The 24780-nt window shown below is 71.6% G+C and carries 25 protein-coding genes; 15 read left to right on the forward strand and 10 right to left on the reverse strand.

The genetic code is table 11. The features are described from left to right. Positions 1 to 14: 14 nt before the first annotated feature. The 5 genes from otnI to ACI2LY_RS04005 all read left to right on the forward strand — a co-directional run bounded on the left by otnI (position 15) and on the right by ACI2LY_RS04005 (position 5660). Positions 15 to 797 (forward strand): 2-oxo-tetronate isomerase, encoded by a 783-nt coding sequence (gene otnI, locus ACI2LY_RS03985; RefSeq protein ID WP_404705730.1) that lies wholly within the window; start codon positions 15 to 17, stop codon positions 795 to 797. Next, positions 794 to 1840 (forward strand): D-erythronate dehydrogenase, encoded by a 1047-nt coding sequence (gene denD / locus ACI2LY_RS03990; RefSeq protein ID WP_404705731.1) that lies wholly within the window; start codon positions 794 to 796, stop codon positions 1838 to 1840. Before otnI ends, denD begins: the two co-directional genes overlap by 4 nt. 10 nt (positions 1841 to 1850) lie before the next feature. Then, on the forward strand, positions 1851 to 2603 hold the full coding sequence (locus ACI2LY_RS03995; RefSeq protein WP_404705732.1) for a FadR/GntR family transcriptional regulator: 753 nt from the start codon (positions 1851 to 1853) through the stop codon (positions 2601 to 2603). A gap of 124 nt (positions 2604 to 2727) precedes the next feature. Next, on the forward strand, positions 2728 to 4179 hold the full coding sequence (locus tag ACI2LY_RS04000; RefSeq protein ID WP_404705733.1) for a fascin domain-containing protein: 1452 nt from the start codon (positions 2728 to 2730) through the stop codon (positions 4177 to 4179). A 158-nt stretch (positions 4180 to 4337) separates the two neighbouring features. Next, the gene (locus tag ACI2LY_RS04005) at positions 4338 to 5660 is read left to right on the forward strand and encodes an aldehyde dehydrogenase family protein (protein WP_404705734.1); all 1323 of its coding nucleotides are present in this window, start codon (positions 4338 to 4340) and stop codon (positions 5658 to 5660) included. Between the two features lie 4 nt (positions 5661 to 5664). Here the strand turns inward: ACI2LY_RS04005 and ACI2LY_RS04010 are convergent, their stop codons facing one another. Beyond that, positions 5665 to 6015, reverse strand: a complete 351-nt coding sequence (locus ACI2LY_RS04010) for a hypothetical protein (protein WP_404705735.1) — start codon at positions 6013 to 6015, stop codon at positions 5665 to 5667. A gap of 140 nt (positions 6016 to 6155) precedes the next feature. Here ACI2LY_RS04010 and ACI2LY_RS04015 point away from each other — a divergent pair, with 140 nt between their 5' ends. Continuing rightward, positions 6156 to 6635: a hypothetical protein gene (locus tag ACI2LY_RS04015; protein ID WP_389005852.1), complete on the forward strand. Its 480-nt coding sequence runs from the start codon at positions 6156 to 6158 to the stop codon at positions 6633 to 6635. A gap of 63 nt (positions 6636 to 6698) precedes the next feature. On the opposite strand, the gene ACI2LY_RS04020 is transcribed toward ACI2LY_RS04015, so the two are convergent. After that, positions 6699 to 7949, reverse strand: a complete 1251-nt coding sequence (locus ACI2LY_RS04020) for an MFS transporter (RefSeq protein ID WP_404705736.1) — start codon at positions 7947 to 7949, stop codon at positions 6699 to 6701. Positions 7950 to 8136: 187 nt separating this feature from the next. Here ACI2LY_RS04020 and ACI2LY_RS04025 point away from each other — a divergent pair, with 187 nt between their 5' ends. Next, positions 8137 to 8958 (forward strand): hypothetical protein, encoded by an 822-nt coding sequence (locus tag ACI2LY_RS04025; protein WP_404705737.1) that lies wholly within the window; start codon positions 8137 to 8139, stop codon positions 8956 to 8958. On the opposite strand, the gene ACI2LY_RS04030 is transcribed toward ACI2LY_RS04025, so the two are convergent. Beyond that, positions 8955 to 10760, reverse strand: coding sequence for a helix-turn-helix domain-containing protein (locus ACI2LY_RS04030; protein ID WP_404705738.1), 1806 nt, complete (start codon positions 10758 to 10760; stop codon positions 8955 to 8957). The two genes, ACI2LY_RS04025 and ACI2LY_RS04030, sit on opposite strands and share 4 nt — an antisense overlap. Before the next feature lie 202 nt (positions 10761 to 10962). Between ACI2LY_RS04030 and ACI2LY_RS04035 the strand changes: the two genes are divergently transcribed. Further along, complete coding sequence (locus tag ACI2LY_RS04035) at positions 10963 to 12348, forward strand: MFS transporter (RefSeq protein WP_404705739.1); 1386 nt, start codon at positions 10963 to 10965, stop codon at positions 12346 to 12348. Between the two features lie 29 nt (positions 12349 to 12377). Here the strand turns inward: ACI2LY_RS04035 and ACI2LY_RS04040 are convergent, their stop codons facing one another. After that, positions 12378 to 13547: a 4-hydroxybenzoate 3-monooxygenase gene (locus ACI2LY_RS04040; RefSeq protein ID WP_404705740.1), complete on the reverse strand. Its 1170-nt coding sequence runs from the start codon at positions 13545 to 13547 to the stop codon at positions 12378 to 12380. Between the two features lie 116 nt (positions 13548 to 13663). Continuing rightward, positions 13664 to 14434: an AraC family transcriptional regulator gene (locus ACI2LY_RS04045; protein WP_404705741.1), complete on the reverse strand. Its 771-nt coding sequence runs from the start codon at positions 14432 to 14434 to the stop codon at positions 13664 to 13666. Between the two features lie 127 nt (positions 14435 to 14561). Between ACI2LY_RS04045 and ACI2LY_RS04050 the strand changes: the two genes are divergently transcribed. Both ACI2LY_RS04050 and ACI2LY_RS04055 read left to right on the forward strand, forming a co-directional pair. Further along, positions 14562 to 15482, forward strand: coding sequence for a CDP-diacylglycerol diphosphatase (locus tag ACI2LY_RS04050; RefSeq protein ID WP_404705742.1), 921 nt, complete (start codon positions 14562 to 14564; stop codon positions 15480 to 15482). A 177-nt stretch (positions 15483 to 15659) separates the two neighbouring features. Then, complete coding sequence (locus tag ACI2LY_RS04055) at positions 15660 to 17726, forward strand: MMPL family transporter (RefSeq protein ID WP_404705743.1); 2067 nt, start codon at positions 15660 to 15662, stop codon at positions 17724 to 17726. A 55-nt stretch (positions 17727 to 17781) separates the two neighbouring features. Here ACI2LY_RS04055 and ACI2LY_RS04060 read toward each other — a convergent pair whose 3' ends face one another. Continuing rightward, a complete protein-coding gene (locus ACI2LY_RS04060; protein ID WP_404705744.1) occupies positions 17782 to 18096 on the reverse strand; it encodes a hypothetical protein in 315 nt (104 codons plus the stop codon). A 183-nt stretch (positions 18097 to 18279) separates the two neighbouring features. Between ACI2LY_RS04060 and ACI2LY_RS04065 the strand changes: the two genes are divergently transcribed. The 3 genes from ACI2LY_RS04065 (at position 18280) to ACI2LY_RS04075 (ending at position 20143) form a co-directional block, all read left to right on the forward strand. Further along, entirely contained in the window at positions 18280 to 18705 is a 426-nt protein-coding gene (locus ACI2LY_RS04065; protein ID WP_404705745.1) for an ATP-binding protein, read from the forward strand. A gap of 146 nt (positions 18706 to 18851) precedes the next feature. Continuing rightward, positions 18852 to 19421 (forward strand): sigma-70 family RNA polymerase sigma factor, encoded by a 570-nt coding sequence (locus ACI2LY_RS04070; RefSeq protein WP_404705746.1) that lies wholly within the window; start codon positions 18852 to 18854, stop codon positions 19419 to 19421. Beyond that, positions 19418 to 20143, forward strand: coding sequence for an anti-sigma factor domain-containing protein (locus tag ACI2LY_RS04075; protein WP_404705747.1), 726 nt, complete (start codon positions 19418 to 19420; stop codon positions 20141 to 20143). The genes ACI2LY_RS04070 and ACI2LY_RS04075 overlap by 4 nt, the downstream gene beginning before the upstream one ends. A 24-nt stretch (positions 20144 to 20167) precedes the next feature. Here the strand turns inward: ACI2LY_RS04075 and ACI2LY_RS04080 are convergent, their stop codons facing one another. Beyond that, positions 20168 to 21679: an MFS transporter gene (locus ACI2LY_RS04080; RefSeq protein ID WP_404705748.1), complete on the reverse strand. Its 1512-nt coding sequence runs from the start codon at positions 21677 to 21679 to the stop codon at positions 20168 to 20170. A gap of 97 nt (positions 21680 to 21776) precedes the next feature. On the opposite strand from ACI2LY_RS04080, the gene ACI2LY_RS04085 reads away from it, so the two are divergent. Further along, positions 21777 to 22265 carry an anthrone oxygenase family protein gene (locus tag ACI2LY_RS04085; protein ID WP_404705749.1) on the forward strand — a complete coding sequence of 163 codons (489 nt, stop codon included), beginning with the start codon at positions 21777 to 21779 and terminating at the stop codon, positions 22263 to 22265. Here ACI2LY_RS04085 and ACI2LY_RS04090 read toward each other — a convergent pair. Genes ACI2LY_RS04090 through ACI2LY_RS04100 form a run of 3 tightly spaced genes read right to left on the reverse strand, consistent with a single transcriptional unit; the run spans position 22214 to position 23875 of the window. Next, positions 22214 to 22528 carry a hypothetical protein gene (locus ACI2LY_RS04090; RefSeq protein ID WP_404705750.1) on the reverse strand — a complete coding sequence of 105 codons (315 nt, stop codon included), beginning with the start codon at positions 22526 to 22528 and terminating at the stop codon, positions 22214 to 22216. The two genes, ACI2LY_RS04085 and ACI2LY_RS04090, sit on opposite strands and share 52 nt — an antisense overlap. Then, on the reverse strand, positions 22521 to 23390 hold the full coding sequence (locus ACI2LY_RS04095) for a BTAD domain-containing putative transcriptional regulator (RefSeq protein WP_404705751.1): 870 nt from the start codon (positions 23388 to 23390) through the stop codon (positions 22521 to 22523). Before ACI2LY_RS04095 ends, ACI2LY_RS04090 begins: the two co-directional genes overlap by 8 nt. Next, complete coding sequence (locus tag ACI2LY_RS04100; RefSeq protein ID WP_404705752.1) at positions 23387 to 23875, reverse strand: flavin reductase family protein; 489 nt, start codon at positions 23873 to 23875, stop codon at positions 23387 to 23389. The genes ACI2LY_RS04095 and ACI2LY_RS04100 overlap by 4 nt, the downstream gene beginning before the upstream one ends. Positions 23876 to 24354: 479 nt before the next feature. Here ACI2LY_RS04100 and ACI2LY_RS04105 point away from each other — a divergent pair, with 479 nt between their 5' ends. Then, positions 24355 to 24681: a TcmI family type II polyketide cyclase gene (locus tag ACI2LY_RS04105; RefSeq protein ID WP_404705753.1), complete on the forward strand. Its 327-nt coding sequence runs from the start codon at positions 24355 to 24357 to the stop codon at positions 24679 to 24681. The last annotated feature ends 99 nt before the right edge of the window (positions 24682 to 24780 follow it).

A 24780-nucleotide genomic window follows, 5' to 3' on the forward strand; every position in this document is an offset into this window, starting at 1 on the left:
TCATGGGAGTGACCATGCCGAGGTTCGCAGCGAACCTGTCCATGATGTACACCGAGCACCCGTTCCCGGCGCGCTTCGCCGCGGCCTCGGCGGACGGCTTCGCAGCCGTCGAGTACCTGTTCCCGTACGCGTACGACGCCGCCGAGCTGCGCCGCCGTCTGGACGACCACGGGTTGCGGCAAGTGCTGTTCAATGCCCCTCCCGGCGACTGGGATGCGGGCGAGCGGGGTACGGCCGCGCTGCCGGGACGCGAGGCGGAGACGCGGGCCGGGATCGACCGGGCGCTGGAGTACGCGGCCGCGCTGGACTGCCCGCGCGTGCATGTGATGGCCGGACTGTCTACGGCCGGCGCGGCCCGCGACACCTATCTCGGCAACCTCGCCTGGGCCGCCGAGCGGGCCGGGGCTGCCGGGGTGGACATCCTGATCGAGCCGATCAACCACCGTGACATGCCTGGCTACTTCCTGAACCGTCAGGAGGAAGCGCACGCTGTCGTAAGGGAGTTGGGCGCCGACAACGTCAAGGTCCAACTGGACCTCTACCACTCCCAGATCACCGAGGGCGACCTCACCACGGCCCTGCGCCGGGACCTGCCGACCGGCCGGGTCGGGCATCTCCAGATCGCGGGCGTGCCCGACCGGCACGAACCCGACGCGGGCGAACTGAACATCGGCCATCTCTTCGACGTCATCGACGAGTTGGCCTTCGAGGGGTGGATCGGCTGCGAGTACCGCCCCCGTGCCGGGACGAGCGAGGGGCTCGGCTGGCTGCGCGACTACCGAGGAGCACACGCATGAGGATCGTCATCACCGGTGGCTTCGGCTTCCTGGGCCGCCAGGTGGCCGAACGACTGCTGGAGACACGGACGTTCGACGGCGCACCCGTGGACCGGCTGGTACTGGCCGACCTGTTCGTACCGGAGGAGTCACCGCTGGCCGCCGACCCGCTCGTTCAGGTGGTGCGGGGTGATCTGACCGAGCGGCTGGGCGAGTTGTTCGCCGAGCCGGTGGACGTGGTGATCCATCTCGCGTCCGCCGTGTCGGCCGCGTGCGAGGCGGACTTCGACCTCGGCATGGCCGCCAACGTGGACACCACCCGCGCGCTGCTGGAGGCCGCCCGTGCCCAGTCGGCCGCCGGGGGCCCGGTCGTACGGCTGCTGTTCTCCAGCAGTGTCGCGGTGTACGGCTCGGACCCGGCGCTGCCGCTGCCCGAGCTGGTCGCCGAGGGCACCCTGCCGACGCCTCGGTCCAGCTACGGGGTGCAGAAGTTTGTCTGCGAGCAGTTGGTCGCCGAGTACACGCGGAAGGGGTTCGTGGACGGCCGGGTGGCCCGGCTGATGACCGTGTCGGTGCGGCCGGGCAGGCCCAACGCGGCCGCGTCCGGCTTCCTGTCCGGCATCGTCCGCGAGCCGCTGGCCGGGCTGCCCGCCGTCTGCCCGGTCGACCCCGCCCTGCGGGTGGCCCTGGCCTCGCCCCGGCGCACGGTCGCGGGCATCCTCCGGGTCGCGGAGCTGGAGCGCGGTGAGGGCCCCGGTCAGCTGAGCGGACGGCTCCCGGTCAACCTGCCCGCGCTGACGGTCTCCGTCGCCGAGATACTCCAGACCCTGCGCCGGGTGGCCGGGGACGCGGTCGCCGACCTGGTGACGGTGGTTCCCGAGCCCGCCGTGGAGGCCATCGTGGGCTCCTGGCCCGCCGACTTCGACAACGCGCGCGCCGCCACGCTCGGCCTCGCGGCGGACCCGGACTTCGAGTCGGTCGTCCGGGAGTACCTGGCCGACCACGCCGACGCGGTGACCGCCGTCACCGCGCTCGGGGCCGGGCCGCAGACCGCCGGTCGATAGACTGAAAAGCATGTTTTCCAAGGTGAGCGGTCCGATACGACTCGCGGACCGGGTCGCCGCGATCCTCGCGGAGGAGATTGAGTCCGGCCGGCTCGCCGAGGGCGACAAACTGCCGACCGAGGTCGCGCTGGTCAAGCAGCTCGGCGTGAGCCGTACGGTCATCCGCGAGGCGGTGTCCCGGCTGCGCAACGCGGGCCTGGTCGAGCCCCGCCAGGGCCTCGGCGTCTTCGTCCTGCCCCGGCGCACCCGGCCGCTCGACCTGGCGGCGGAGTCTCCGGGCACCAAGTCCAAGGTGCTGCAGATCGTCGAGGTCCGCGCCGCCCTGGAGGGGGAGGCCGCGGCGCTGGCGGCGACCCGTGCCACACCGGACGACATCGCCCGGATGCGGCTGGCGCTGGCCGCCCTGGACACGGCGGTCGCCGCCGACGGTGACGGAGTCGACGAGGACCTCGCCTTCCACCGCACCATCGCGGAGTCCACCGGCAACCCGGTCCTCGTCCAGACGGTGCGCTACCTGGGCGAGGTGGCCCGCGACGGCATCCGCGTCACCCGCGCCAACGAGGCCCGCCGCACCGACTTCATCGAAGCGGTCCGCCAGGAGCACCACGCCATCCTCGCCGCCATCGAGTCCCACGACCCCGAAGCCGCCCAGACCGCCGCCCGCCTCCACCTCCGCCACGCCGCATCCCGCCTCCAGGACGCGGACGACCGCTTCTGGACGGAGAACGACGGGCTGGACGTGCGGCTGGACTCGGGCACCTGACGACCGGGGCCTGTTCGGCGAAGACCGGCCAGGCATGTCCATGTCTCACCGTTCTGGATCATGGTTGACTTCACCTCGCGTTCACCTCCACGCACGGGCGCGGAGAGTTCACGAGGGATCACACATGCTGAAACGAATACGGCTCCTGCTGGCGGTGGTTCTCACCGCGCTCAGCACCGTCGTGGCACTGGCCGCGCCGTCGGCCGCGGCCGACACCCCGGTGCCCCCGTCGTCGGCGGGCCAGAGGTGGGCACTGAAGGTGGCCGACCACTACGTGACCGTCTCCGCCGGGTCCAACGGCGACAGCAAGCTCAGGGCCAACCTGACCGCCACCACGCCTGGGCCCACTGAGCAGTTCACGCTGCACACCGACTGGGTCACGGGCAAGGGCTTCGGCACCACGGTGAGCTTCCGCTCCGAGGCGACCGGCAACTACGTCACGACCGAGGACGACGCCAGCGACTCCATGCTGCGGACCCGGGCGACGACGATCGGGGCCTGGGAGCGCTTCACGCTGAAGCCGCTGTCCGGCGGAGTCTTCGGCCTGCTGGCGTCCAACGGCAAGTACGTCGCGGCGGAACTGGGCACGTACCCGGACAAGGGGCTGCTGCGGGCTCGTACGGCGCAGCCCGCCAATGTCGAGACCCTCGGTTCCTGGGAGCGCTTCTCCCTGGTGAGGGTCGACGGACAGGGTTCCACCAGCCCCGCGCCCGCGCCCACCGCCCAGGCGCCGGTCGCGCGTGACGTCGTCTCGTGGAACGTCTGCGCCAACAACAACGGCTCCTGCCCCCTGAACGACGCCCCGTCCGCGACCGTCGCCACCAACGTGTCGAACGCGCTGCACCAGGCCATGGGCACCCGGCGTCCCGACGCGATCTTCTTCCAGGAGATCTGCGAGAAGGCGGCCAAGCCCCTGGAGCTGGCGCTCGAGAGCTGGGCCGGTCCGATGGACGTGCGCTTCATGCCGACGTCCTTCAAGGTCGCGGGCACGTCCATCGAAGCCCAGAAGGACTGCGACGACTCCAAGGACGGTGTCAGCCGGGGTTCCTTCGGCATCGCGCTCGCCGTGCCCGACAGCAACACCTGGTACCAGGGCACCGTGCTTCCGTCGCCGCCCAAGAAGGGCACGGACCCGGCCAAGGAGCAGCGGCCCATGCTCTGCGCGGTCATGCCGGCCGAGGGCTCCGCGTACTGCGACGCGCACTTCAGCAGCGGCCCGTACACGGACGCGAACGGCAACCCGCAGGGTGACGACACCGACCCGTCGGACCTGTACCGCCCCAAGCAGGCCCAGGCCATGCGCGACACCGTCGACGCCCTGACCGCGAAGGGCTACGCCACCTACTACGGTGGTGACCTCAACACCACGCAGAACGACGTCAGTTACCTCGACGCCCTCTACCCCGGCCACCAGGAGTGCGGGCAGCCGACGCCGTCCTCGCCGCACACCGGCGCGCCCACGGACGGCAACAACAAGATCGACTACATCTTCGGCCCGCAGGGACCCACGTACACGTGCCGGGTCGTGGACGGCACGCTGTCCGACCACCGCATGATCAACCTCACCACCTCCTGAGCCAATGGGAGAGTGACCGCGAGGGCCGTCCCGGATCATCCGGGGCGGCCCTTCCGCGTACGCGCCGTGATCTACGTCATTCCGGGCAATCCGTGGAATTTTCTCGGCCGTCTGGAAGGTTGGTGTTTACATCTGATCGTCGAGGACGCGAGGCACCCGTGAACCACTCCCCCACCGAGCAGGCCGCCGACACCGTGGCCCGGCTGCGCGGCACGTTCCGTACCGGACGGACCAAGTCCGTCGAGTGGCGCGAGGAGCAGTTGCGCCGACTGCGCGCGATGCTCACCGAGCATGGTGCCGACCTCGCGGCCGCCCTCCACGCCGACCTGGGCAAGAGCGCCACCGAGGCATACCGCACGGAGATCGACTTCACGATCCGCGAGATCGACCACACCCTGGAGCACCTGGCGGAGTGGCTGCGCCCCGAGCCGGCGCCGGTCCCCGCGTACCTCGGTGACGACGCCACGGCGTGGACGCAGTACGACCCGCTCGGCGTCGTCCTCGTCATCGCCCCCTGGAACTACCCGGCGCAGCTCCTGCTCGCCCCCGTGGTCGGCGCCCTGGCGTCGGGCAACGCGGTCGTGGCGAAGCCGAGCGAGCTGGCCCCGGCCACCTCCGCCGCGCTGGCCGAGCTGATCCCGGCCTACCTCGACACCGACGCGGTCGCCGTGGTCGAGGGCGGCATCCCGGAGACCACGGCCCTGCTGGCCGAGCGCTTCGACCACATCTTCTACACCGGCAACGGCACGGTGGGCCGTGTCGTCATGCGGGCGGCGGCCGAGCACCTCACCCCGGTCACCCTCGAACTCGGCGGCAAGTCACCGGCGTTCGTCGACCGGGACACCGACCTCGAGGTGGTCGCCGACCGGCTGGCGCGCGGCAAGTTCCTCAACGCCGGGCAGACCTGTGTCGCCCCCGACTACGTCCTCACCGACCCGGAGACCGCCCCCGCCCTGGAGGCGGCGCTCGTCCGCGCCATCGAGGGCGTCTACGGCGCCGACCCGGCGGCCTCGCCGGAGTACGGCCGCATCATCAACGAGCGCCACTTCGACCGCCTCTCCGGCCTGCTGGACTCCGGCCGGGTGGCCGTCGGCGGGCACAGCGACCGTACGGACAAGTACATCGCGCCGACCGTGCTGGCCGACGTCGCCCCCGAGGCGCCGGTGATGCGGGAGGAGATCTTCGGCCCCATCCTCCCGATCGTGACCGTGCCGGACCTGGACGCGGCGGTGGACTTCATCAACGACCGCGACAAGCCCCTCGCGCTGTACGTCTTCACCGACTCCGACACCACCCGCGAGCGCATCGCCGCCGAGACCTCCTCCGGGGGCCTCGGCCACGGTCTGCCCCTCGCCCATCTCACCGTCTCCGACCTCCCCTTCGGCGGCGTGGGTGAGAGCGGCATGGGCAACTACCACGGCCGCTACTCCCTCGACACCTTCAGCCACCGCAAGGCGGTCCTCAGCAAGCCGCTGGCCTGACCCCTCACAGCCACCGCAGCGCCGCCTCGACGCTGTCCCCGCCTCCGGTGTTGAAGGCGAGGGCGGCCCGAGGGGCGTGGCGGTGGACGAGGTTCACGATCTGCTCGAACAGCGGCAGCAACTGCTCGGTCTTGCGGATGCCCCCGCCGACGACCACGACGTCCCACGGCCGCTCGGCCAGTGCCGCGACGAGCGTGGCCTCGGCCGTTCCGTCGAACACGACCAGCGCCATGCCCGCGTCGATCCCGTGCTCGCCGAACCGCGCCAACTCCGCGTCGAGCGCGGCCCGAAGGGCGTCCGCGTCGATACCGGGAATCGCTTGCGGGTCGTAACCGACGATGAGTACGGAAGCCATGCGGCCAACCTACCCCCCTCCACCACCCCGCCGGGCGGCAATTTCACACCGGTGCCGACGCGCTGACACGGCCGGTGAATGCCGCTAGCTTCCTGGCTGAGTTCGTGCCGACGCACGAGCCGACAGGGGAGGGATCTTCGGTGTTTTCCAAGAAAGTGCTGCCCAGAGGGCTGGGGAGAGCGGCGGCCGCAGTGACGGCGATGACGGTCGTCGCGGTGCTGGGCTCGGCCACCGCCGCCAACGCCGGTGCGAGTTGCAGCCTCGCGGGCTGCTCGTCCTCCGTGAACGACACCGCGCTGGGAGCGACCGCGCTCAAGAACTGGTGCCGTGGCGGGGACAGTACGGGCGCGTGGACGGCGACACAGCCGACGTGCAAGAGCGACAACGTGGCGCAGACCACCTACTACCTCTCCTCGGGCGGGGGTCACACCCCCTACAAGGAGGACTGGGACACGCTGCGCGTCGACGCCGGGTACTGCTACAAGGTGAAGTTCATCGTCGACCTGGGCTCGGACTTCACCAAGACCTACGACCGCCGGGGCACGTCGGCCGCCTATGTGAAGGCGGCGGACAACGCGGACGCCCACGTCGTCGGCCAGAGCTCCAGCTCCTGCCCGTGACCGCGCGGACGGGACAGTGACGAACCATCGGCGGACGGCCGGAAGACCGTCCGCCGGTGGCGTTCACTTGATCGCTACGACCCGCTCGCCGGTCCGCGGAGCCGCCTCGTGCCTCCGTACGGACGGTACCGCCAGCACCACCCCGACCGCGGTCAGCTGCCACAGCACCCCGAACCCCAGCAGCCGGTCGGCGCCCACGACCCCGGACACCGGCCCCGCCAGCGCCAGCCCGAGCGGTCCCAGCGCGAAGGCCCCCAGACTGTCGAAGGCGCTGATACGTCCCCGTACCTCCGCCGGGACGTCCCGCTGGATGACGGTCGCGGCGAGGGTGGTGCACACGGCGGCGCCGATCCCGGCGCAGAAGGCGGCGGCAGCCACCCAGCGGAGCGGCAGCCCGACGGCCAGCGCGGCCGCGGGTACGGCCCAGCCCGCGGACGCGGCCACCGACCAGGCGAGCCCCCGCCGGGGTTTCCGGCCGAGCAGCAGCGACCCGCCGACGATCGCGCCGATGCCCTCCAGCGCCAGCACCAACCCCCAGGCCCGCGCCCCGCCGAGCCGCTGCTCGGCCATGGACGGCCCGAGCACCAGGAACGGCGCCCAGAGGACGAAATTGAACAGGCCGATGTGGAGAGTGGTGACCCACAGCCAGGTGCGTGAGGTGAACTCCCGCCAGCCACGCCCCAGTTCGCTGAACATGCGACCCCCGGAGCCCCCGGCCGCCCGCGCCACCGGCAAGCCGGTCAGGGCGACGACGCTCACGCCGTAGCTGACCGCGTCGACAGCGACCACCGTCCCGGCGTCGAAGGCGGCGACGAGCAGCCCGGCCAGCCCCGGTCCCACGATGGAGGTCATCGGCCGGGCCATCTCCAACAGCGCGTTGGCGTCCGCGAGTTCGTCGGCCGGGACGAGACCGGGGACCAGTGCCGACAGGCCCGGCATGAAGCCGCCCTCCCCGATCCCGAGGAGCACCGCCAGCACGACCACTTCCCAGATCCGCACGCTGTGCGTGAGCAGCAGCACGGCCAGCACACCTTGGGAGAGGAAGCGGAGCAGATCCGCCGCCAGCATGACCGTACGGGCCCCGAGCCGGTCGGCGAGCACACCGCCGAGCAGCAGCGCGGCCAGCACCGCAAGAATCCGGGCCGCCATGACCCCGCCGACGGCGTCGACACCGCCGCCGGGGAGGCGCAGTACGGCGAAGGTCGTGGCGATCGCGTTCATCCCGGAGCCGAGCAGCGAGGTGGTCTGGCCGAGGAGGAATCGGCGGAACCGGGCGTGCCGCAGCACGCGCAGCCGGTGAGTTCCGAGTGTCATGAATGCGCACCCTGCCTTTGCCGAACAATGCGCCGCAAGGGTTTACGCGAATTAAATGGGCCTCTCGATGAAAAACTTTCCGCCCGCGATGACGGGCGCAGTAAATGACGCAGATTTACTGCAACATCCCTGGTGGTAAGGTCAGTTGCCGAAGCCGAAGGCAATTCATTTACTGCGGATGGGCAGCATGATCGAGGAGCATGTCACGCCGGTCGAATACGGTGCCGCCGTCGACCGCTATGTGGCCGCAGCGGAGCTCGGTCCCGCATCCCGGCGTATCTACCGCATATCGCTGCTCGGCTGGGCGTGGCCCCTGGTCGACCGGCGCACCCCCACCGGTCGGGACCGCCGAGGTGCCCACCCGCCGACCGTGCCCCTCGCGGTGCTGGACGACCCGAGGACCCCGCAGCGGCTGCGACAAGGACTGGCCGACCGCACCGCGATCGCACAACCCGCATCCCTCACCCGCGAGTTGGCCTGCCTTCGAGCAGCGGGCGCGTGGTGGCTGGCGCGAGGCTGGATCGGCACCGACCCGACCATCGGCCTGGCACAGCCACCCGCGCCACCCCGGCTCCCCACCCCGGACCGCGCCCGAGCCGCCCTGGCCCTGCGGGCGCCGCTCCGGGAGCTGACCCTGTGGTACCTCCTCCACGAGTCCGGAGCGCCGGTGGAACACGTACTCGCCCTGGACATCGACCACTTGGACCTTCCCGGGCGGCACACCAGAAGAGGCGCGGGGGCCGGGCTGGGCTGGGGGCCGGGAACCGCCCGCCTGCTTCCCCTGCTCCTGGCGGGCCGCACCGCGGGGCCGGTGTTCGTCACCGCCCGCCGGGCCCCCGCCACCGCGCCTCCGGCCGACCGCTGCCCGGTGACCGGCCGGGGCCGCCTCTCCTACCGCCGGGCGGCCGAACTCTTCACCGCCGCGACCAGCCCCCTCGACCCGAGCGGCCGGGGCTGGACGCTGCTGGCGCTGCGCGACAGGACGGCGGACGCACGGGACGCCCTCTAGGCCCCGTCCAGCACCACCCTCAACTGGTGCAGCCGTACCGCCAGATGGAGCCGCAGCGCGGAGTCCGCCGAGCGCCAGTCGTCGCCGAGGAGGGCCGTGATTCGGTCCAGGCGCTTCAGCAGGGTGTTGGTGTGGACATGGAGGGAGTGGGCGGTCCGGCTCAGGTTGCCGGAGTGGGCGAAGTAGGCGGCCGCCGTGCTCACCAGGTCGGTGGAGCGGCGGCGGTCGTAGTCGAGGAGGGGGCCGAGGGAGTCGTCGATGAACCCATCCAGTTCGTGGGAGCGCCGGGGGTCGAAGACGAGCCCGTACATCGCGTACCGCCGTGTGGTGGCGCCCCGGTCGGTCTCGCCGAGGGAGCGCATGACGTCCAGGCAGCGCTGGGCCAGCGTGACGGAGTGGGCGCGGTCGTGGCCGGTGATCCGGTCGGCGACCACGAGGACCGGCGTGCCGAGTCGGCGGCGCAGCCGCTGGTGCAGCGTCCGTACCGCGGCCTCGGGGTCGTCCGCGCGCAGCAGCATCGTCGCCCGGCCCAGGTATTCGCCCGCCAGCCCGGACCACTCCGGGGAGGAGGCGTGCAGCTCGCGGACGAGGTCACCGGCGGACCGGTCGGGGCAGTCGGCCGTGACCAGGACGTCGAGCCGGTCGACGTCGACGCCCCGGGCGAGCGCGCGGTCCCGCAGCGCGGGATGGACCGGCTGGAGCGGCGGGTGGGACAGCAGCTCGGTGAGCAGTTCGCCCCGTACCCGCTCCTCGGCCTCCACGCGGGCGTCGCGCATGAGCACGAGCAGGCCCGTGATCTGGGCCGAGCGCTCCAGCATCCGGACGTCGGCCGACTCCGTGGGGGCCCGGCGCCGCAGGGACAGGGAGCCCAGGTGGCTGCCACCGGCCTGGATGGCGGCCACGCTGAGGACCGTGCCGTCGTCGCCCTGGCCGTGGACGCACCGCCCGGTCCGGCGCGCCCGCTCCAGCGCCTCCCGCTCGAGCGCGGGGTCGGCGGCCGTGGTTCCGGCGCCGCAGGAGCGGGTGGCGACGACCTCGTCGTCCCGGTCCCGGATGGTGACCACGCCCCGCAGATGCTCGACCAGCGACTGCGCGATGTCGCCCGGTCCGCCGCCGGTCAGCACCACATGGGTCAGCGCCTCGTGCACCGCGGCGGCCAGCTCCATCGTGGCGACCTGGTCCTCGATGACGCGGTACGCGTCCTGGAGGCGTTGCAGTGCCACCCGGCTCTCGTCGTACAGCCGCGCGTTGTTGAGGGCGATGGCGGCATGGTCGGCGAAGGCGCTGAGGAGGGCGACCTCGTCCTTCTCGAAGGGGCGCTCGGTGCGGTCGGCCGCGAAGAGAACACCGATCACCCGGTCGCCCACCAGGAGCGGTACGCCGAGCAGTGCCACCAGTCCCTCGTCGGAGACGAGGCGGTCGAAGACGGGGTCGCGGTGGAAGCCGTCGGCGTGCCGGTAGTCGCTGACCCAGACCGGCGCCCTGGTCTCGATCACCCAGCCGCCGAGACCGGCCCCGGCGGGCATGCGGGCGGAGGAGAACTCCGGCGAGATGGTGCCCGCCGCCGCGCTGAGGGAGAGGACGCCGTCCGCGTCGCGCAGCGAGAGATAGACGAAGTCGCTGCCGATCAGCTCGTGCGCCTCCCGGACGATGGCCGGGAGCACCACGTCGACCTCGCCCAGCACGGTCAGCGAACGGGCCGTGGCGTACAGGCTGCTCAACTCGCGTTCGCGGCGCAGCCGGTAGGCGGCGAGTTCGCCCTGGCCGTCGTTCCTGTCGGGCTCGGACCCGGTCGGTGCCATCGCTCGCCTTCTGCCAGCGGGGACGAGAAAGGGAGGTGGTGGATTCACCCACCCCTGAAGTGCGAGGAGTGTAGCCAATCCCCATCTCCCAAAGCGCTTGCTCAGCCCTACTCTCACCCCACACAGAGCTGTGACACATACCCCGACCGGCCGGCGGGCGTCCCCGCACACACCCCTGACCAGAACCGGAGGGATGCCTCCCATGGCCTCATCCGCGCAGGCCCACATCCAGGACGAGGGCTCCGGTCCCGCCACGGTGTCCGAACGCCGTACCGGCTGGAAGCTGCTGGCGGCCGGACTGATCGGCAGCTCGATCGAGTGGTACGACTTCTTCCTCTACGGCACGGCGGCGGCGCTGGTCTTCCCGCACGTCTTCTTCCCGCACTCGTCGGCCTTCATGGGCACGCTGCTGTCCTTCAGCACCTTCTGGGCCGGGTTCGTGGCCCGGCCGCTCGGCGGGCTGCTCGCCGGTCACTTCGGGGACAAGCACGGCCGCAAGCCCACGGTCGTGGCCTGTCTGATCGGCATGGCCACGGCGACCTTCCTCATCGGCTGTCTGCCGAGTGCCGCGAGCGTCGGCGTTCTCGCCCCGGTCCTTCTGGTGCTGCTCCGCTTCGTCCAGGGGGCGGCGGCGGGCGGCCAGTGGGGTGGCATCGCGCTGCTCCTCACGGAGTCGGCGCACCCCAAACGCCGTGGTTTCGCGGGCACGTTCGGGCAGACGAGCGTGCCCGTGGCGGTCATCATCGTGAACCTCATCTTCACCACGACCGGCTCCGTCATCTCCGACGACGCGTTCCTGGACTGGGGTTGGCGCATCCCGTTCCTGCTCAGCGCGGTCATGTTCCCCGTCGTCCTGCACATCCAGCACAAGGTGGAGGACACCCCGGACTTCCGCGCACTCCAGGAGAAGGCCGCCGTCACGCCGGAGGCGAGCGTGGTCCGGGCCCCGCTGACCGAGGCGGTACGCCGTAACTGGCGGACCATCCTGCTCGGTTGCGGCACCCTGTCCGCGACCAACAGCCTCTTCTACGTGAGCATCACCGGCCTGCTGAGCTACGGCACGACGACGCTGCACATGGACCGCGACTCCCTGCTCACCGTCACCCTGCTCAGCTCGGCCCTGATGGCGGGAATACTCCCCTACGCGGGCCACCTGTCGGACCGCCTCGGCAGGCGCAAGCTGGTCCTCGTCGGCGGACTCGGCGTGGCGGCCTGGGCGTTCCCCTACTTCGCGCTGGTGGACACGGCGTCGGCGCCCCTGGTCTTCGTCGCGATCACCGTCGGTTTCCTCTTCCAGGGGCTGACGTACGGCCCGATGGCCGCCTACCTCGGTGAGCTGTTCGCGACCGACGTCCGCTATTCCGGGGCCTCTCTGGCCTACCAGTTGTCCGCCATCGTCGTCAGCGGCGGTACCCCGATCCTGATGACCACGGTGGTCGCGCGGACCGGGACGACCACGCTGGTCGCGGCGTACATCGCGCTCATGGGTCTGATCACCTTCGGCTGCGCCTGGTTCCTGCCCGAGACGAACACCGCCGAGGTGCGCCGGGACCCCGACGCGCTGCCCGGAGCGCAGCTGCACTCGTGACCGCCCGGAAGCCCCCACCAACGTCTGAACTAGTTGGTGCCCGCGGTGAGTTCGGCGAAGAGCCGGTTCGCCGCCTCCGAGGTGAACTGCCGCTGGAGTTCCGCCCGGGCGACCCGCTTGCGGAACTCTCCCTTGTGCCCGGGGTCACCGGCGTCGTGCATGACGTCGGTGATCCAGGTGGCGAACGCCTGGTAGTTCCAGATGTGGGGCAGGCAGGTCTCGGAGTAGCCGTCGAGCAGGCTCGTGTCGCCGTTCTCGGCCCAGCGCAGGACCGCGCGGGCGAACACCTCGGCGTCGTGCAGGGCGAGATGGATGCCCTTCGCGCTCATCGGAGGCACGATGTGCGCCGCGTCCCCGAGGAGGAAGAGCCTGCCGTGGCTCATCGGGTCGAAGACCACACCGCGCAGCGGCACGATCTGCCTGCTGACGATCTCCCCGCGCGCCACCGAGGTCCCGAACCGGGCTTCCAGCTCGCCCCAGACCCGCTCGTCCGGCCACTGCTCGGGGGTGTCGTCAAGGGCGCACTGGAGGTAGACGCGGGTGGCGTGCGGACCGCGCGGGATCAGTCCGGCGAGGCCGCGCGCGTGGATCGCCATGCCGGACGGGCTGGTCGGGACGGCGGCCAGGGCGCTGAGCCAGGAGTACCCGTACTGGTGGGAGTACTCGGTGAGGGCGCCCGCGGGGATGGTCCGCCGACTGACGCCGTGGAAGCCGTCGCACCCCGCGACGAGGTCGCACTCGACGACCCTGGTGGTGCCGTCGGCGTCCCGGTAGCGGGCGCGGGGGTGTGCGCCGTCGATGTCCTCCAGCGTCACGTCGGCGGCTGCGTAGCGGAGGTCGCCGCCCTCGCGGAGGAAGGCGTCGGTGAGGTTGCGCACGAGGACCTGCTGCGGGCAGTAGAGGCTCTCGTTGTCGTCGTCCACGTCGATCGGCATGGCCTCCCCGTCGAGGTAGAAGCCGCCTTCGCTCTGCGGGACCGGGTCCCCCGCCAGCACCTCGGCGAGCCCCCACTCGCGGAGCATCCGCACCCCGAACCCGTCGATGGTCCCGGCCCGCTGCCGCTGCTCGACGTAGGCGCGGCTGTGCTTCTCCAGGACGACGCAGCGGACGCCGTTGCGCAGCAGGAAGTTGCCGAGCGCCAGCCCGGCGACACCGGCTCCGACGATGACTACGGCGGTGCGGTCGATTGTCTCGGTCATGGGTGTACGGGCCTCCGTGCTCGGTGGGGTGGTCGGGGGGACTGCCACCACTCTGGAGCCGGGGCACGACGGGGAACCACCGGGAAAGGGACAGCGGATACCGGAAACCCGCCAACCTACCGGCCGCGCAGCTCCGCCTGATAGCGGCCGGGAGTCTGCCCGACCACCTCGGTGAACGCCTCGATGAAGCTGGAGGGGTTGGACCAGCCGCACACCATGGCGGTGTCGGTGACCGACAGGCCGCCGGTGAGGTGGGCCAGGGCGTGATGGACGCGCAGGGTGGTGCGCCAGCGGTGGAAGCTCATGCCCAGCTCGGTGTGGAACAGCCTGCTCAGCGTGCGCTCGCTCGCCCCGGCCGCCCGGCCCAGCCCGGCCAGGGTGGCGGGGTGCGCGGGATCGGCGTGCAGGAGGTCGGTGACGGCCCGCAGCCGGTCGTCGCGGGGTTCGGGCAGATGCAGTGACTGCTCGGGGGTCTCGGCCAGCTCGTCCATGACCACGGCGAGCAGCCGCGCGTGGGCGCCGGGGCGGGTCTCCGGCCGGTCGGTCAGCACCAGGACCGCCTCGCGCAGCAGCGGACCGACCGCGAACACGCTGGGCCGGTCGGTGAGTTCGCCGCACAGCTCCGGCGGGACGCTGAGGAGGCGGGCGTCGGTGCGGCCGTAGAAGCGGTGGGAGTGGGCGAATCCGGGCGGGGTCCAGGTCACCCGGTTGGCCGGGGCGACCCAGGTGCCGCGCTCGGTGGTGGTGGCCAGTACCCCGGCGGCGGCGTAGACGAGCTGGCCGTGGGGGTGTGTGTGCGGGTCGAGGTGATAGCCGTGCGGCAGCCAGCCCGCCCCGCGCAGCGGCACGTCCACCGACTCGGGCGGGGACAGGCGGTTCTCCGGCATCGCCCGGCAGCGTATCGCGCTCCCCCACGCTCACTCATTCGGCCGATGAGTAAATCGCCGTAAATCGAATTCCGGCACCTAACCTGCAAAAACCCCCAGCCAGCGGTCGTCCCCTCGGAGATCAGACATGAATGACCAGCAGAACGCGAACGACGTACCCCGGCGTCAGTTCGTCGCACTCTCCGGAGCCGTCGGCGCCGCGACGCTGCTGACCGGCGCGGCCGCGCTGAGCGGCGGCACGGCCGCGGCGGCGAGCGGTGTCGACGCGGGCCCGACACCCGACACATGCCCCACCACGCCTCCTCCCCCGGGCGGCGCGAGCCCCTGTCCCCCGGCCCAGCTCCAGGGCATCTGCGGCAGGCCCACGGACAACGAGCCGCTGTGGAACGACGTCCAGTACTGCGTGAACGGGACGGTTCCCCCGTCGGGGCAGAAGCCGGACTGCCTGAAGATGACCCCGAACTACATCGTGCTGCACGGAAAGCCGCTGAGCACGCAGAACTACCTCCTGGTGCCGACGTGCCGCATCACGGGGATCGAGTGCCCGTTCCTCGAGACCAGCGGGGTCGCGAACTACTGGCACGAGGCGTGGGAGACCGGGCGCAGCGGCGGGGACGTCCCCGTGCAGTCCCGGTACATCGGGTTCGGGATCAACTCGCAGGGCGCCCGGCAGCTCAACCAGCTCCACATCCACATGGCGGGCATCCGCCCGAGCACCCAGCGGCGCCTGCAGGATCTGGAGGCGCAGGGCCGGATGGCCACGTCCCCTTCGCAGTGGGCGGCCCCGGCGAACCACGCCCCCATCACGGGCACGGGAGGTGACCGGGAGTACCGCATCCTCCGGCTCCCCAACCTGACGGTCAACCTGTTCGACCTGGTGTACCGGAACGTGGCGCGGCCGAACTCGCTGAGCATGGCGGACCAGACCATCATCGTGGTCCCGAAGATCACCGCGACCGGCGGTTTCGCCAACGCCTTCTACATCCTCAACAGCGACAACTCGCTGCACGACGGCACGAGCACGTGCGACCGCCTGCTCGTCTACTGACGGACACCTGGGACGGCAGGGCACCGGCCCGGTGAGGTGCGCCGGGCCGTACCCCCGGAAGAGGTAATCCGGGTCCGCACACCGATCCGGCCGGGGTGACGGCACCGGATCACCGTCGATGAGGTCGAGCGTCCCCGCTCTCGGCACCGTGCTCGTCCCCACGCGTGAGGTGATGTCGTGCGCTCGTTCCGCGAGCTGTCCGTGGTGGCCCGGTTCCCGGTGTTCGTCGTGGCCGCCTGGCTGGTCGTGGCCGTGTGCACGGCCGTCTTTCCCGGCCGTCTCGCGTCGGTCGCGGCGCAGCGGCCGTCGATGACGCTGCCCGCGGCGGCCGAGTCGAGCCGGGTGGCGGAGGAGCTTCAGCGGGGTCGACCGGCCGCGGGGCCACCGGTCGTGGTCGTGTGGGAGGCCGCCGCGCGGCTGGACCCGGCGGCCGCACAGCGGGTCCTGGGCGCGCTGCCGCGTTCGGTCGGGTCCCCCGGCCCCGTGACCGCCTCGGCCGACGGCCGGGCCCTCGTGGGTGTCGTCACGCTCACCGACCCGGACGAGTCCCGGCTCCAGCCGACTCTGGAGCGCGTCAGGAAGATCGCCGGTTCGCTGCCGGACAGCAGGGTCCGGCTGGCCGGTCCCGCGGCGGCGCAGGCCGATCTTCAGACGTCGTTCGAGGGCATCGACGGCAGGCTGCTGATGATCGCGCTGGCCGCGGTCGCCGCCATTCTGTTCCTCGTCCACCGCAGTGTCCTGCTGCCTCTGGTGGTGGCCGCCTCCGGGGTCGTCGCGCTGACCCTGTGCAGTGCGGTGCTGTACGCGCTGGGCAGCTGGGGCGTGGTGACGGTCGACGGGCAGGTGCAGGGCATCCTCTCCGTGCTGGTCATCGGCGCGACCACGGACTACGGGCTGCTCCTGCTGGCGCGGTATCACGAGCACGCGCCGGAGATGCCCGCCCCGGCCGCCATGCGGACGGCGCTGCGGGCGAGTTGGGCGCCCATCACGGCGAGCGCGGCGACGGTGGCCTGCGCCATGGTCGCCCTGCTCCTCAGCTCCCTCCCCGCCAACCACTCCCTCGCCCTGGCCGGAGCGGTGGCGATGGCCTGCTGCGTACCGGCCGCGCTCACCTTCGTCCCGGCCGCCGTACTCCTCGGCCCCCGGGCGATGTTCTGGCCGCGGGGACCGCACTCCGGGCGGTCCGGCGGGCGGGTCTGGTCCCTGGTCGCGGCGGTGGTCGGGCGGTACGCGCGTCCGGTGTGGACGGTGGGCTGCGCGGCGCTCGCGGGCTGCGCCTGCCTCGCCGTACTGCTGGCGCCCGGCGGCCTTCCGCTGGGCCAGGCGCTCGCGGCGCGGGCGCCCTCGGTGCGGGCCCAGTCGGCTCTGGAGGCGCATTTCCCCGCAGGGACGGGCAGTCCGGCCATCGTCCTGGTCGACTCCGGCGGCGCGGCACGGACGCGGCAGCGGATCGACGCCACGACGGGGGTCGCGCGGACGGAGGTCGTGCCCGGCGCCGGTTCCGCAACGGGCCGCACAGCCCTCGCGGTCACCCTCGACAGCGCCCCGGACAGCGCCCGCGCCCAGAAGACCGTCGGCCGTCTCCGCGCGGCCGCCGCGGGCGCCCGAGCCCGGGTCGGCGGGCATCCGGCGCAGGTGTACGACATGCAGCGGGCGGCCGAGCGCGACCGCTCCCTCGTCCTGCCCGCGGTCCTGGTGATCGTGCTGCTGCTTCTGCTCGGCCTGTTGCGCAGCCTCGCGCTGCCGGTCCTGCTCGTGGCCATCGCCGTGGCCAACTTCCTTGCCGCACTGGGCATTTCGGCGCTGATCTTCGACGTGACCTTCGGTTCGACCGCGACGGAGCCGTCCCTGATCCTGTTCTCCTTCGTCTTCCTCATCGCGCTCGGGGTGGACTACAACATCTTCCTCATGCACCGCGTCCGTCGTGAGTCCCTGCTCGCGGGACAGCGGATCGGCACGCTCCGGGGACTGCGCGCCACGGGGAACGCCATCAGTTCGGCGGGGGTCGTCCTCGCCGTCACCTTCGCCGCGCTGACCGTCATGCCGCTGCGCTACCTCGCGCAGATCGGCATCATCGTGGCCGTGGGCGTCCTCCTCGACACCCTGTTCGTCCGCCCGTTGCTCGTCCCGGCCCTCGCCGTCGACACGGGCCCCTGGCTGTGGTGGCCGACGAAGCCTCCGGCCGGTCCGCGGCTGGGCAACGTCGGTGAGCAGCGGGCCCAGCCGGAGCTGGCCCCGGTGTGACAGCGGAACGGTGAGGCCGGCCCCCGCTCATGGGCCGACCTCACCGCGTTCGGGGTCAGTACCAGTAACCCGAGTGCCAGCAGCCGTTGCCCCACCAGCCGTTGTGCCAGTTGTTGTGCCAACGGTGGTGCGAGTTGCCCCAGCCGTCGTGGCCGTACCGGTCGTGGTCGTACCGGTCGTGATGGCGGTTGCCGTAGCCGTAGCCGTGGTGGCCCGACCCCCGGTCGCCGTGATGCTGGCTGTGGGAGGTCGGCGCCGACGTGGGTACGGACGCCGACGCGGTGCCCGCCGTACCGATGGCGGCGCCGCCCGCCAGCATCGCTCCGGCCGCCGCGAGGACGGCGGTCCGCTTCACACTGAGTGCGCGCATTGAGTACACCTCCTCTCAGGTCTCGAAGTGTTCATGCCCTTGATTCGGAGCGGTGGCTGCCATGGTTTGCCCCGGTTCGGGAGTTTCTGCCGAGGCCATCCCACCCGGCCGGACGCCCATCCGAGGTGCGTTCCGTGACGAATTACCTGAAAGGCGACTGAAAGGCCACTGAAGGTGTTCGTCATGAAGCGCGATTCCCGCCGTCTCCGCCACGACCGCGCGGCACCCGCCGACGCGGTGCGCGACGATCTGCGTGACCTTCTCGCCCGCTGGCAGGTGGCGGAGTTCGCGGACGACGCCACCGTGGTGGTGAGCGAGCTGCTGTCCAACGCGCTGCGCCACGGCAGGCCGCCCGTGCGGGTCGCGTGCGCGCTGCGCCGCCGGTTCCCCGGCCGGACGGCGCTGCGCATCGAGGTGGCCGACGCGGGGCCGAGCTTCGACACCACCCTGGTCCGGGCCCGGTGGCGGCATCCGTCCTTCACGCTCGAGGAGTCCGGCCGCGGCCTGTTCCTCGTCGACGCCCTGGCCAGCCGCTGGGGCGACGAGCCGACCCGGCACGGACACACCGTCTGGGCCGTCCTCGGCCCCACGGACGGCCCACCCCCGTGACCTCCCCCGGACACCCCCTGGCACTCGAACGGACGGACTTCCGGGCCCCCGGGCGTCCAGCAGGCGCGGGATCGGGACCGGGCACCCAGGCTGGACGGGGAAGAGCCCGGCCGGGCGGTGCGAGGACGAGGGGAGGAACGACACGGATGCACGGGGACAGATCCGCCGCGGACCGCCGTCTCGACGGCTACCTGACGGCGACCGCGCGCGGCAGCGAGGAGGCGTTCACCCTGCTGTACGACAGCCTGTCCGGCTCCGTGCGCGGCCTGGCCCTGCGCGTGGTGCGCGACGCCTCGCAGGCGGAGGAGGTCGCGCAGGAGGTGATGCTGGAGGTGTGGCGCACGGCGGCCCGTTTCCACCCCGAGCGCGCCTCGGCCAGGTCGTGGGTGTTCGCCCTGACGCACCACCGCGCCGTCGACCGGGTCCGCTCGGCGCAGGCCGCGTCCGACCGGGACCGCAGGGTGGCGCTGAGCAACAGCGAGCGCCCCTTCGACATGGTGGCCGAGCTGGTGCAGGACCGCGACGAGCGGCGCAGGCTCTACCGCTGCCTGGCGGCGCTGTGCGGGAACCTGCGAGTGCCGCTGGTGCTGGCCTACTACGAGGGCCTCACGTACGAGGAGGTCGCCCACGCCCTGAGCAGACCGGCCGGGACCGTGAAGACGCGGATGCGCACCGGGCTGCACCGGCTGCGGGAGTGTCTGGAGGCCGGCGGATGAACGCGGCACCCGGCGAGCACGACGCCGTCGGCGCCTACGTCCTCGACGCCCTGCCCCCCGATGAGCGGGCGGCCTTCGAGAACCACCTCGCGGCCTGCGCGGCCTGCCGCGAGGAGGCCGCGCAGCTCATGGACGCGGTCGTCGGACTCGCCGAGGCCACCGCGCTGCCCCCGGACGACGCGGCCCGCGCGCGCGTGCTGGCGGGCATCCGGAACACCCGGCAGGAGACCCCGCCCGCCCGGCCGGGCCACGGCCGACGGCTGCTCCCCTGGGCGCTCGCCGCGTGTCTCGCGGCGGCCGTCGCGGGCGGCTCGGTCGCCTGGTGGCAGCACGAGGAGGCGCGGGACGCCCGGCGCACGGCCCAGGAGCAGGAGCGGCGCACCACCTCGCTCGCCGACGTGGTCACCGCCCCGGACGCCACCGTGCGCACCGGCGAGCTGAGCAACGGCGCCCGGGCGAGCGTGGTCATGTCGCGGCAGCAGCGGAAGGCGGCCTTCGTCGCCGCCGGGCTGCCCGCCCTCGGCGGGGGAAAGGTCTACCAGCTCTGGTACGCCGACAACGGCACCTTCCGCTCGGGCGGCCTGCTCTCCGGCGCGGGCGGTCGCCAGGGCCGGGTACTGCTGGGCCCCCTCGGCCGGGCGACCGCCGTCGGGATCACGGTGGAGCCCGCGGGCGGCTCGAAGCAGCCGACCGCCACACCGCTGGGGGTGGTCCAGCTCTGAGGCCGTGCCCCGTGAGCCCCCCGTTCAGGCGCCGGTGCGCGAGGCCGTTTCCTGCTTGCCCGCCGTGACGACCAAGGCCATGATCAGCGCGCCCGCGACGAACACCAGGGCACCGGCCAGCAGGGCGTGCGTGAAGCCGTACGTCATGGCCGCCTGGGCCTTCACGACGAGGGCGGTGTCGCCCCGGTCCACCGCGTCGGAGTACACCTTGCCGGCCTTCGGCAGCCGGGTGTCGGCGATGGTGTGCGCCAGCATCGCCAGACTCGCGATGCCGAGGGCGCCCCCGATCTGCTGCGCGGTGTTGAGCAGGGCCGACGCGCTGCCCGAGTCGGCCTCGTCGACCCCGCGCACCGCACCGAGCGTCAGCGGTACGAAGGCCAGCCCGAGCCCGGCGGCGGTGATGAACATGGCGGGCATCAGGGTGCTCGGGTAGGAGGAGTGCGGGGTCAGTCGGCTCAGCCAGACCAGCCCGGACGCGGCGACGAGCAGGCCGGGCCCGGCCACGAGCCTGGGCGGCAGCTTGGCCACGAGCTTGGAGGCGACGGGGGCCATCACGCCGATGCCGACGCTGAACGGCAGATAGGCCAGACCGGTCTTCACCGCTCCGTAGTCCAGCACGTTCTGCATGTACAGGGTCAGGAAGTAGAAGGTCGAGAACATGCCGAGACCGGTGAGGAACAGGGACGCGTACGTACCGGCGCGGCTGCGGTCCTTCAGGATGTGCAAGGGAAGCATGGGGTGTTCGATGCGGGCCTGCCGCTCCATGAACACCACGAGCAGCACCGCGGCGACCGCGAAGCAGATCGCCGTCCGGCCGCCGGTGAAGTGGGTCAGACCGCCGCGGGTGACCCCGTAGATCAGGCTGAGCAGACCGGCGGTCCCTGCGGCCGCGCCCACCAGGTCGAGCTTGCCCTGGTCGCGGTCGGCCTCCTCGAGGACCGATGTCCCGGCCAGCACGGCGATGCCGATGGGGATGTTCACCAGCAACACCCAGCGCCAGTCGAGGTATTCGGTGAGGAGTCCGCCGAGGATCAGGCCCAGCACCGAACCGACACCGGCCATGGCCGCGTACGTGCCCATGGCCCGGTTGCGCTGCTTGCCCTCGGGAAAGTTCGTCGCGATCAGCGCGAGCGCGGTGGGCGCCGCGACGGCCGCGCCCACGCCCTGGAGCACCCGGGCGCAGATGAGCAGGGCCTCGTTGGGGGCCACGCCCCCGAGCACCGAGGCCAGCACGAACGTCACGACGCCCAGCCGGAACACCCGGCGGCGGCCGAAGAGATCGCCTGCCCGGCCGCCGAGGAGCATGAGTCCGCCGAAGGTGACCGCGTACGCGTTGACCACCCAGGCGAGATCGCTGTCGGAGATGTTCAGCGCGTCCTGGATGCTCGGCAGCGCGATGTTGACGATGGTGGCGTCGAGCACCACCATCAGCTCGGCCGCGGCGATGACCAGCAGAGCGAGGACCGGACGGCGACTGAACCCGCTCTGCGCCGCCGCCGCTCCGGGGCTCGTGTCGGCCTCTGCTACGGATGACATGGGACCTCCAGGTCGTGGCCCCCGCTACCGTTGGACTTCCTCGTCCTCGTGGCGACTTGGACAGCAAGAGCCGGATTACTCGACTAAGGACAGACTGATGCGTGTGCGCATACTGAAGGGCGTCGCCGTCACCGCGACCGGATTACTCGCGGGCGCGTTCGGATACGGCGCGGTGAATCTGGGACCGACCTTCTGGAAGGTGCCGGTGGACATGAGGCTCTCCTTCCATGCCGAACTGATGAAGATGAACTCCCCGGTGATGCTGACCGCGATGGGGACCGCCGCCGTGAGCGCCCTCGCGCTGACCCTGCGGACCACCGGCCGCGAACGGCTGCTCGCGGGCGCGTCGACGGCGCTGATCGGGACGTCGTTCCTCGTCACCCGCTTCGGCAACGTACCGATCAACGCGCGGATCAAGGAATGGGCGGTGACCTCGCCGCCGCCCGACTACGCCGAGATCCTGCACCGCTGGGACCTGTTCAACTGGACGCGCACCTCCACCGCGGTGGCGGCCTTCGTCCTGCTCGTCATCGTTCAGAACGGGTCCAGTCGACGGTCGACCCGTTCCGCCACGCCTGCCAGCTGACGGTCGAGGGCCTCCTCGGCCTCCGTCAGCGGCTTTCGCGAGATCCGTTCGGAAGGGTCCGGTGCCGGTTTTTCGAAATCCACGTCGGGAATGAACAACTGGCTCCGTCCGAACGCGACGAGTGCGTCCGCGAAGAAACGCAGCAGGGACCTCAGGAACAAGCGCATGGGAACATCGTGTCCGGTCATGAAAAAGCAGGGATAAAGCCCGGATGTAAGCGCGGGCACCCGCCCGGCCGAGGCCATGCCGCCGATGTCACGCACTGCGCGCCGAGGCCCGCATCGACAGGTGGTACGCCGAGTCGTCGGCGAGCACGGCCTGGTGGGACATGCACAGTTCGAGCCCGGGTTCGATGCCGAGCTCCTCGATGAGGTGGGCGCGGGTGCGGCGGTAGGCGGCGAGGGCGTCGCCGCTGCGGCCGCTGCGGTGCAGCACCGTCATGAGCCGGGCGCAGAAGCCCTCGCTCAGCGGGTTCTCCGCCACCAGCCTGCTGAGTTCACCGATGATCTCGAGGTGACGGCCGAGCTTGAGGTCCAGGTCGATACGCCGCTTGAGCGCGCTCATCCATGCCTCGTCGTACTGCAGGGCCGTGCCGGAGAGCGCGGAGCTCTCCCGGAGACCCTCCAGCGTCGGGCCCCGGCGGAGGCCGAGGGCTTCCCGGTACTGCTTCAGGGCCAGCTCGTGGTGGCCCGCCGAGGCCGACTCCGCGGCCAGCGCGCACAGCCGGTCGAAGCAGACGGTGTCGAGAATCCCCTCGTTGACCTGGAGCTGGTAGCCCGGCGCCCGGGTGCGCAGGGTGCACCACCGGCCGTCCAGGTCGTGGCGGATCAGGAACTTGCGCAGCTGCGAGACGTACACCCGCAGCGCGGCGAGCGCGGTGGCCGGCGGCCGGTCGCCCCAGAGTTCACGGATGAGGGATTCGTTGGACACGGTCGCGTTGGGTCGGATGAGCAGCGTGGCGAGGAGCTGGCGCAGCTTTCGCTGGGGCAACTGGACCTCGGAGGACCCGACGACGATCTCCAGCGGTCCCAGCAGGCGGAGCGCGACCCCGCGAGGGCCGGTCTCCTGCGGGCCGTACGCCGAGCGCTCCCGCGAGTCGATCGTCTTCGCCGGAATGACCGTCATCCCAGGACCTCCAGCTTCGGGTGGGCGCTGCGGAAGAACGTCAGCGGCTGCTCCTCGCGCAGGAGGCCCAGGTCGATGACCTCGCCGACGACGATGACGTGGTCCCCGCCCGGGAAGACGGCGTGCAGGCGGCATTCGAGGAAGGCGAGCGCGTCGCTGAGCACGGGAGAGCCGGTGGCACCGGGGCCGTGCGGCAGTTCGGCGAAGTCCGCGGTGTCACGGCGGGCGAAGGCCCGGCACAGACCGGCCTGGTCGGACGCCAGGATGTTGACGGCGAAGGCGCCGACGCCCTGGACGGCGGCCAGTGCCCGCGAATCCCTGTGCACGCAGAAAAGCACCAGGGCCGGGTCGAGGGAGAGCGAGGTGAAGGAATTGACCGTGACCCCTACCGGCTCCTCTCCCTCCGCCCCTCCACACGTAATGACCGCCACACCCGTCGGATAGTGGCCGCACACCTCGCGCAGCACCCGCGCTTCCACGGGCACCGTGCGCCTTTCACCAGTACTGGAAACAGTCAGACTGCTGCCCACATGACCCCCTAGAAAATGCCGCACACGCCTCTCACTGATGCGAAGAACGGTGTCGGGAACTCGCTGTGCGGATACCCGACCCTAACGAGACGGCGTCGGGACCGCCTACGCCCCAAAGGACGAGACCGGGGCGTACTTTCGGCCAGAACTCCCCTCCCGGAGCACTGGTTTGGACCACATAACCCCTGCTCAAGGACTGGTCGGGAAACGGCTCCGAGCTGGGACGACGCCGCCGACTGGGCAATCTGGGAGAGCCGGTGGCGGCGACGGGCCCCGGCCACCGCGAGGGCCCCCGGCGCGCGGCAGGGCTGCCGCCACGGTCGTCCGTCTTTCCCCCGAGCCGCTTTTCCATGCCCTCATTCGCGCTTTATCGCGTCGAGTGATCCTGTTTCGGCCGGCCATCGAGGACCGGACCGGAAGGGAAGGAAACCGCAATGCGCAGCACTCTCATCGTGGCTCGCATGAAGCCGTCCGCCGCGGCCGACGTGGAGCGCATCTTTGCCGAATCCGACGCCGGTGAGCTTCCCCATTTGATCGGTGTGAGGGAACGCAGGCTGTTCCGCTTCCACGATCTTTATCTGCACTACATGGCGTCCGACGACGATGTGCGCGGACCGATCTCCGAGATGAAGGGACACGAACTCTTCGTCGATGTCAGCAAGCGGCTGAGTCCTCATATCGCGGCGTACGACCCGGAGACCTGGCGCGGTCCGCAGGACGCCATGGCCCACGAGTTCTACACCTGGCGCGCGCAGGACTGAGGCGACTCGCGTTCGCACAGCCCGGCGACGACGCGTCACCGGGTGGGGGGACCGCACCGCCGGTGCGGGACGACGAAAGGAGGCTGGCGTGGCCAGCGA

This window comes from Streptomyces sp. NPDC002176 (assembly GCF_044903645.1).
GTDB lineage: Bacteria > Actinomycetota > Actinomycetes > Streptomycetales > Streptomycetaceae > Streptomyces.

What these genes read in the sequence shown, in the direction of transcription:
- otnI (WP_404705730.1), top strand. Translation starts at nt 15, where the DNA reads ATGCCGAGGTTCGCAGCGAACCTGTCCATGATGTACACCGAGCACCCG.
- denD (WP_404705731.1), top strand. Translation starts at nt 794, where the DNA reads ATGAGGATCGTCATCACCGGTGGCTTCGGCTTCCTGGGCCGCCAGGTG.
- ACI2LY_RS03995 (WP_404705732.1), top strand. Translation starts at nt 1,851, where the DNA reads ATGTTTTCCAAGGTGAGCGGTCCGATACGACTCGCGGACCGGGTCGCC.
- ACI2LY_RS04000 (WP_404705733.1), top strand. Translation starts at nt 2,728, where the DNA reads ATGCTGAAACGAATACGGCTCCTGCTGGCGGTGGTTCTCACCGCGCTC.
- ACI2LY_RS04010 (WP_404705735.1), bottom strand. Translation starts at nt 6,015, where the DNA reads ATGGCTTCCGTACTCATCGTCGGTTACGACCCGCAAGCGATTCCCGGT.
- ACI2LY_RS04020 (WP_404705736.1), bottom strand. Translation starts at nt 7,949, where the DNA reads ATGACACTCGGAACTCACCGGCTGCGCGTGCTGCGGCACGCCCGGTTC.
- ACI2LY_RS04025 (WP_404705737.1), top strand. Translation starts at nt 8,137, where the DNA reads ATGATCGAGGAGCATGTCACGCCGGTCGAATACGGTGCCGCCGTCGAC.
- ACI2LY_RS04030 (WP_404705738.1), bottom strand. Translation starts at nt 10,760, where the DNA reads ATGGCACCGACCGGGTCCGAGCCCGACAGGAACGACGGCCAGGGCGAA.
- ACI2LY_RS04035 (WP_404705739.1), top strand. Translation starts at nt 10,963, where the DNA reads ATGGCCTCATCCGCGCAGGCCCACATCCAGGACGAGGGCTCCGGTCCC.
- ACI2LY_RS04040 (WP_404705740.1), bottom strand. Translation starts at nt 13,547, where the DNA reads ATGACCGAGACAATCGACCGCACCGCCGTAGTCATCGTCGGAGCCGGT.
- ACI2LY_RS04045 (WP_404705741.1), bottom strand. Translation starts at nt 14,434, where the DNA reads ATGCCGGAGAACCGCCTGTCCCCGCCCGAGTCGGTGGACGTGCCGCTG.
- ACI2LY_RS04050 (WP_404705742.1), top strand. Translation starts at nt 14,562, where the DNA reads ATGAATGACCAGCAGAACGCGAACGACGTACCCCGGCGTCAGTTCGTC.
- ACI2LY_RS04060 (WP_404705744.1), bottom strand. Translation starts at nt 18,096, where the DNA reads ATGCGCGCACTCAGTGTGAAGCGGACCGCCGTCCTCGCGGCGGCCGGA.
- ACI2LY_RS04065 (WP_404705745.1), top strand. Translation starts at nt 18,280, where the DNA reads ATGAAGCGCGATTCCCGCCGTCTCCGCCACGACCGCGCGGCACCCGCC.
- ACI2LY_RS04070 (WP_404705746.1), top strand. Translation starts at nt 18,852, where the DNA reads ATGCACGGGGACAGATCCGCCGCGGACCGCCGTCTCGACGGCTACCTG.
- ACI2LY_RS04075 (WP_404705747.1), top strand. Translation starts at nt 19,418, where the DNA reads ATGAACGCGGCACCCGGCGAGCACGACGCCGTCGGCGCCTACGTCCTC.
- ACI2LY_RS04080 (WP_404705748.1), bottom strand. Translation starts at nt 21,679, where the DNA reads ATGTCATCCGTAGCAGAGGCCGACACGAGCCCCGGAGCGGCGGCGGCG.
- ACI2LY_RS04085 (WP_404705749.1), top strand. Translation starts at nt 21,777, where the DNA reads ATGCGTGTGCGCATACTGAAGGGCGTCGCCGTCACCGCGACCGGATTA.
- ACI2LY_RS04095 (WP_404705751.1), bottom strand. Translation starts at nt 23,390, where the DNA reads ATGACGGTCATTCCGGCGAAGACGATCGACTCGCGGGAGCGCTCGGCG.
- ACI2LY_RS04105 (WP_404705753.1), top strand. Translation starts at nt 24,355, where the DNA reads ATGCGCAGCACTCTCATCGTGGCTCGCATGAAGCCGTCCGCCGCGGCC.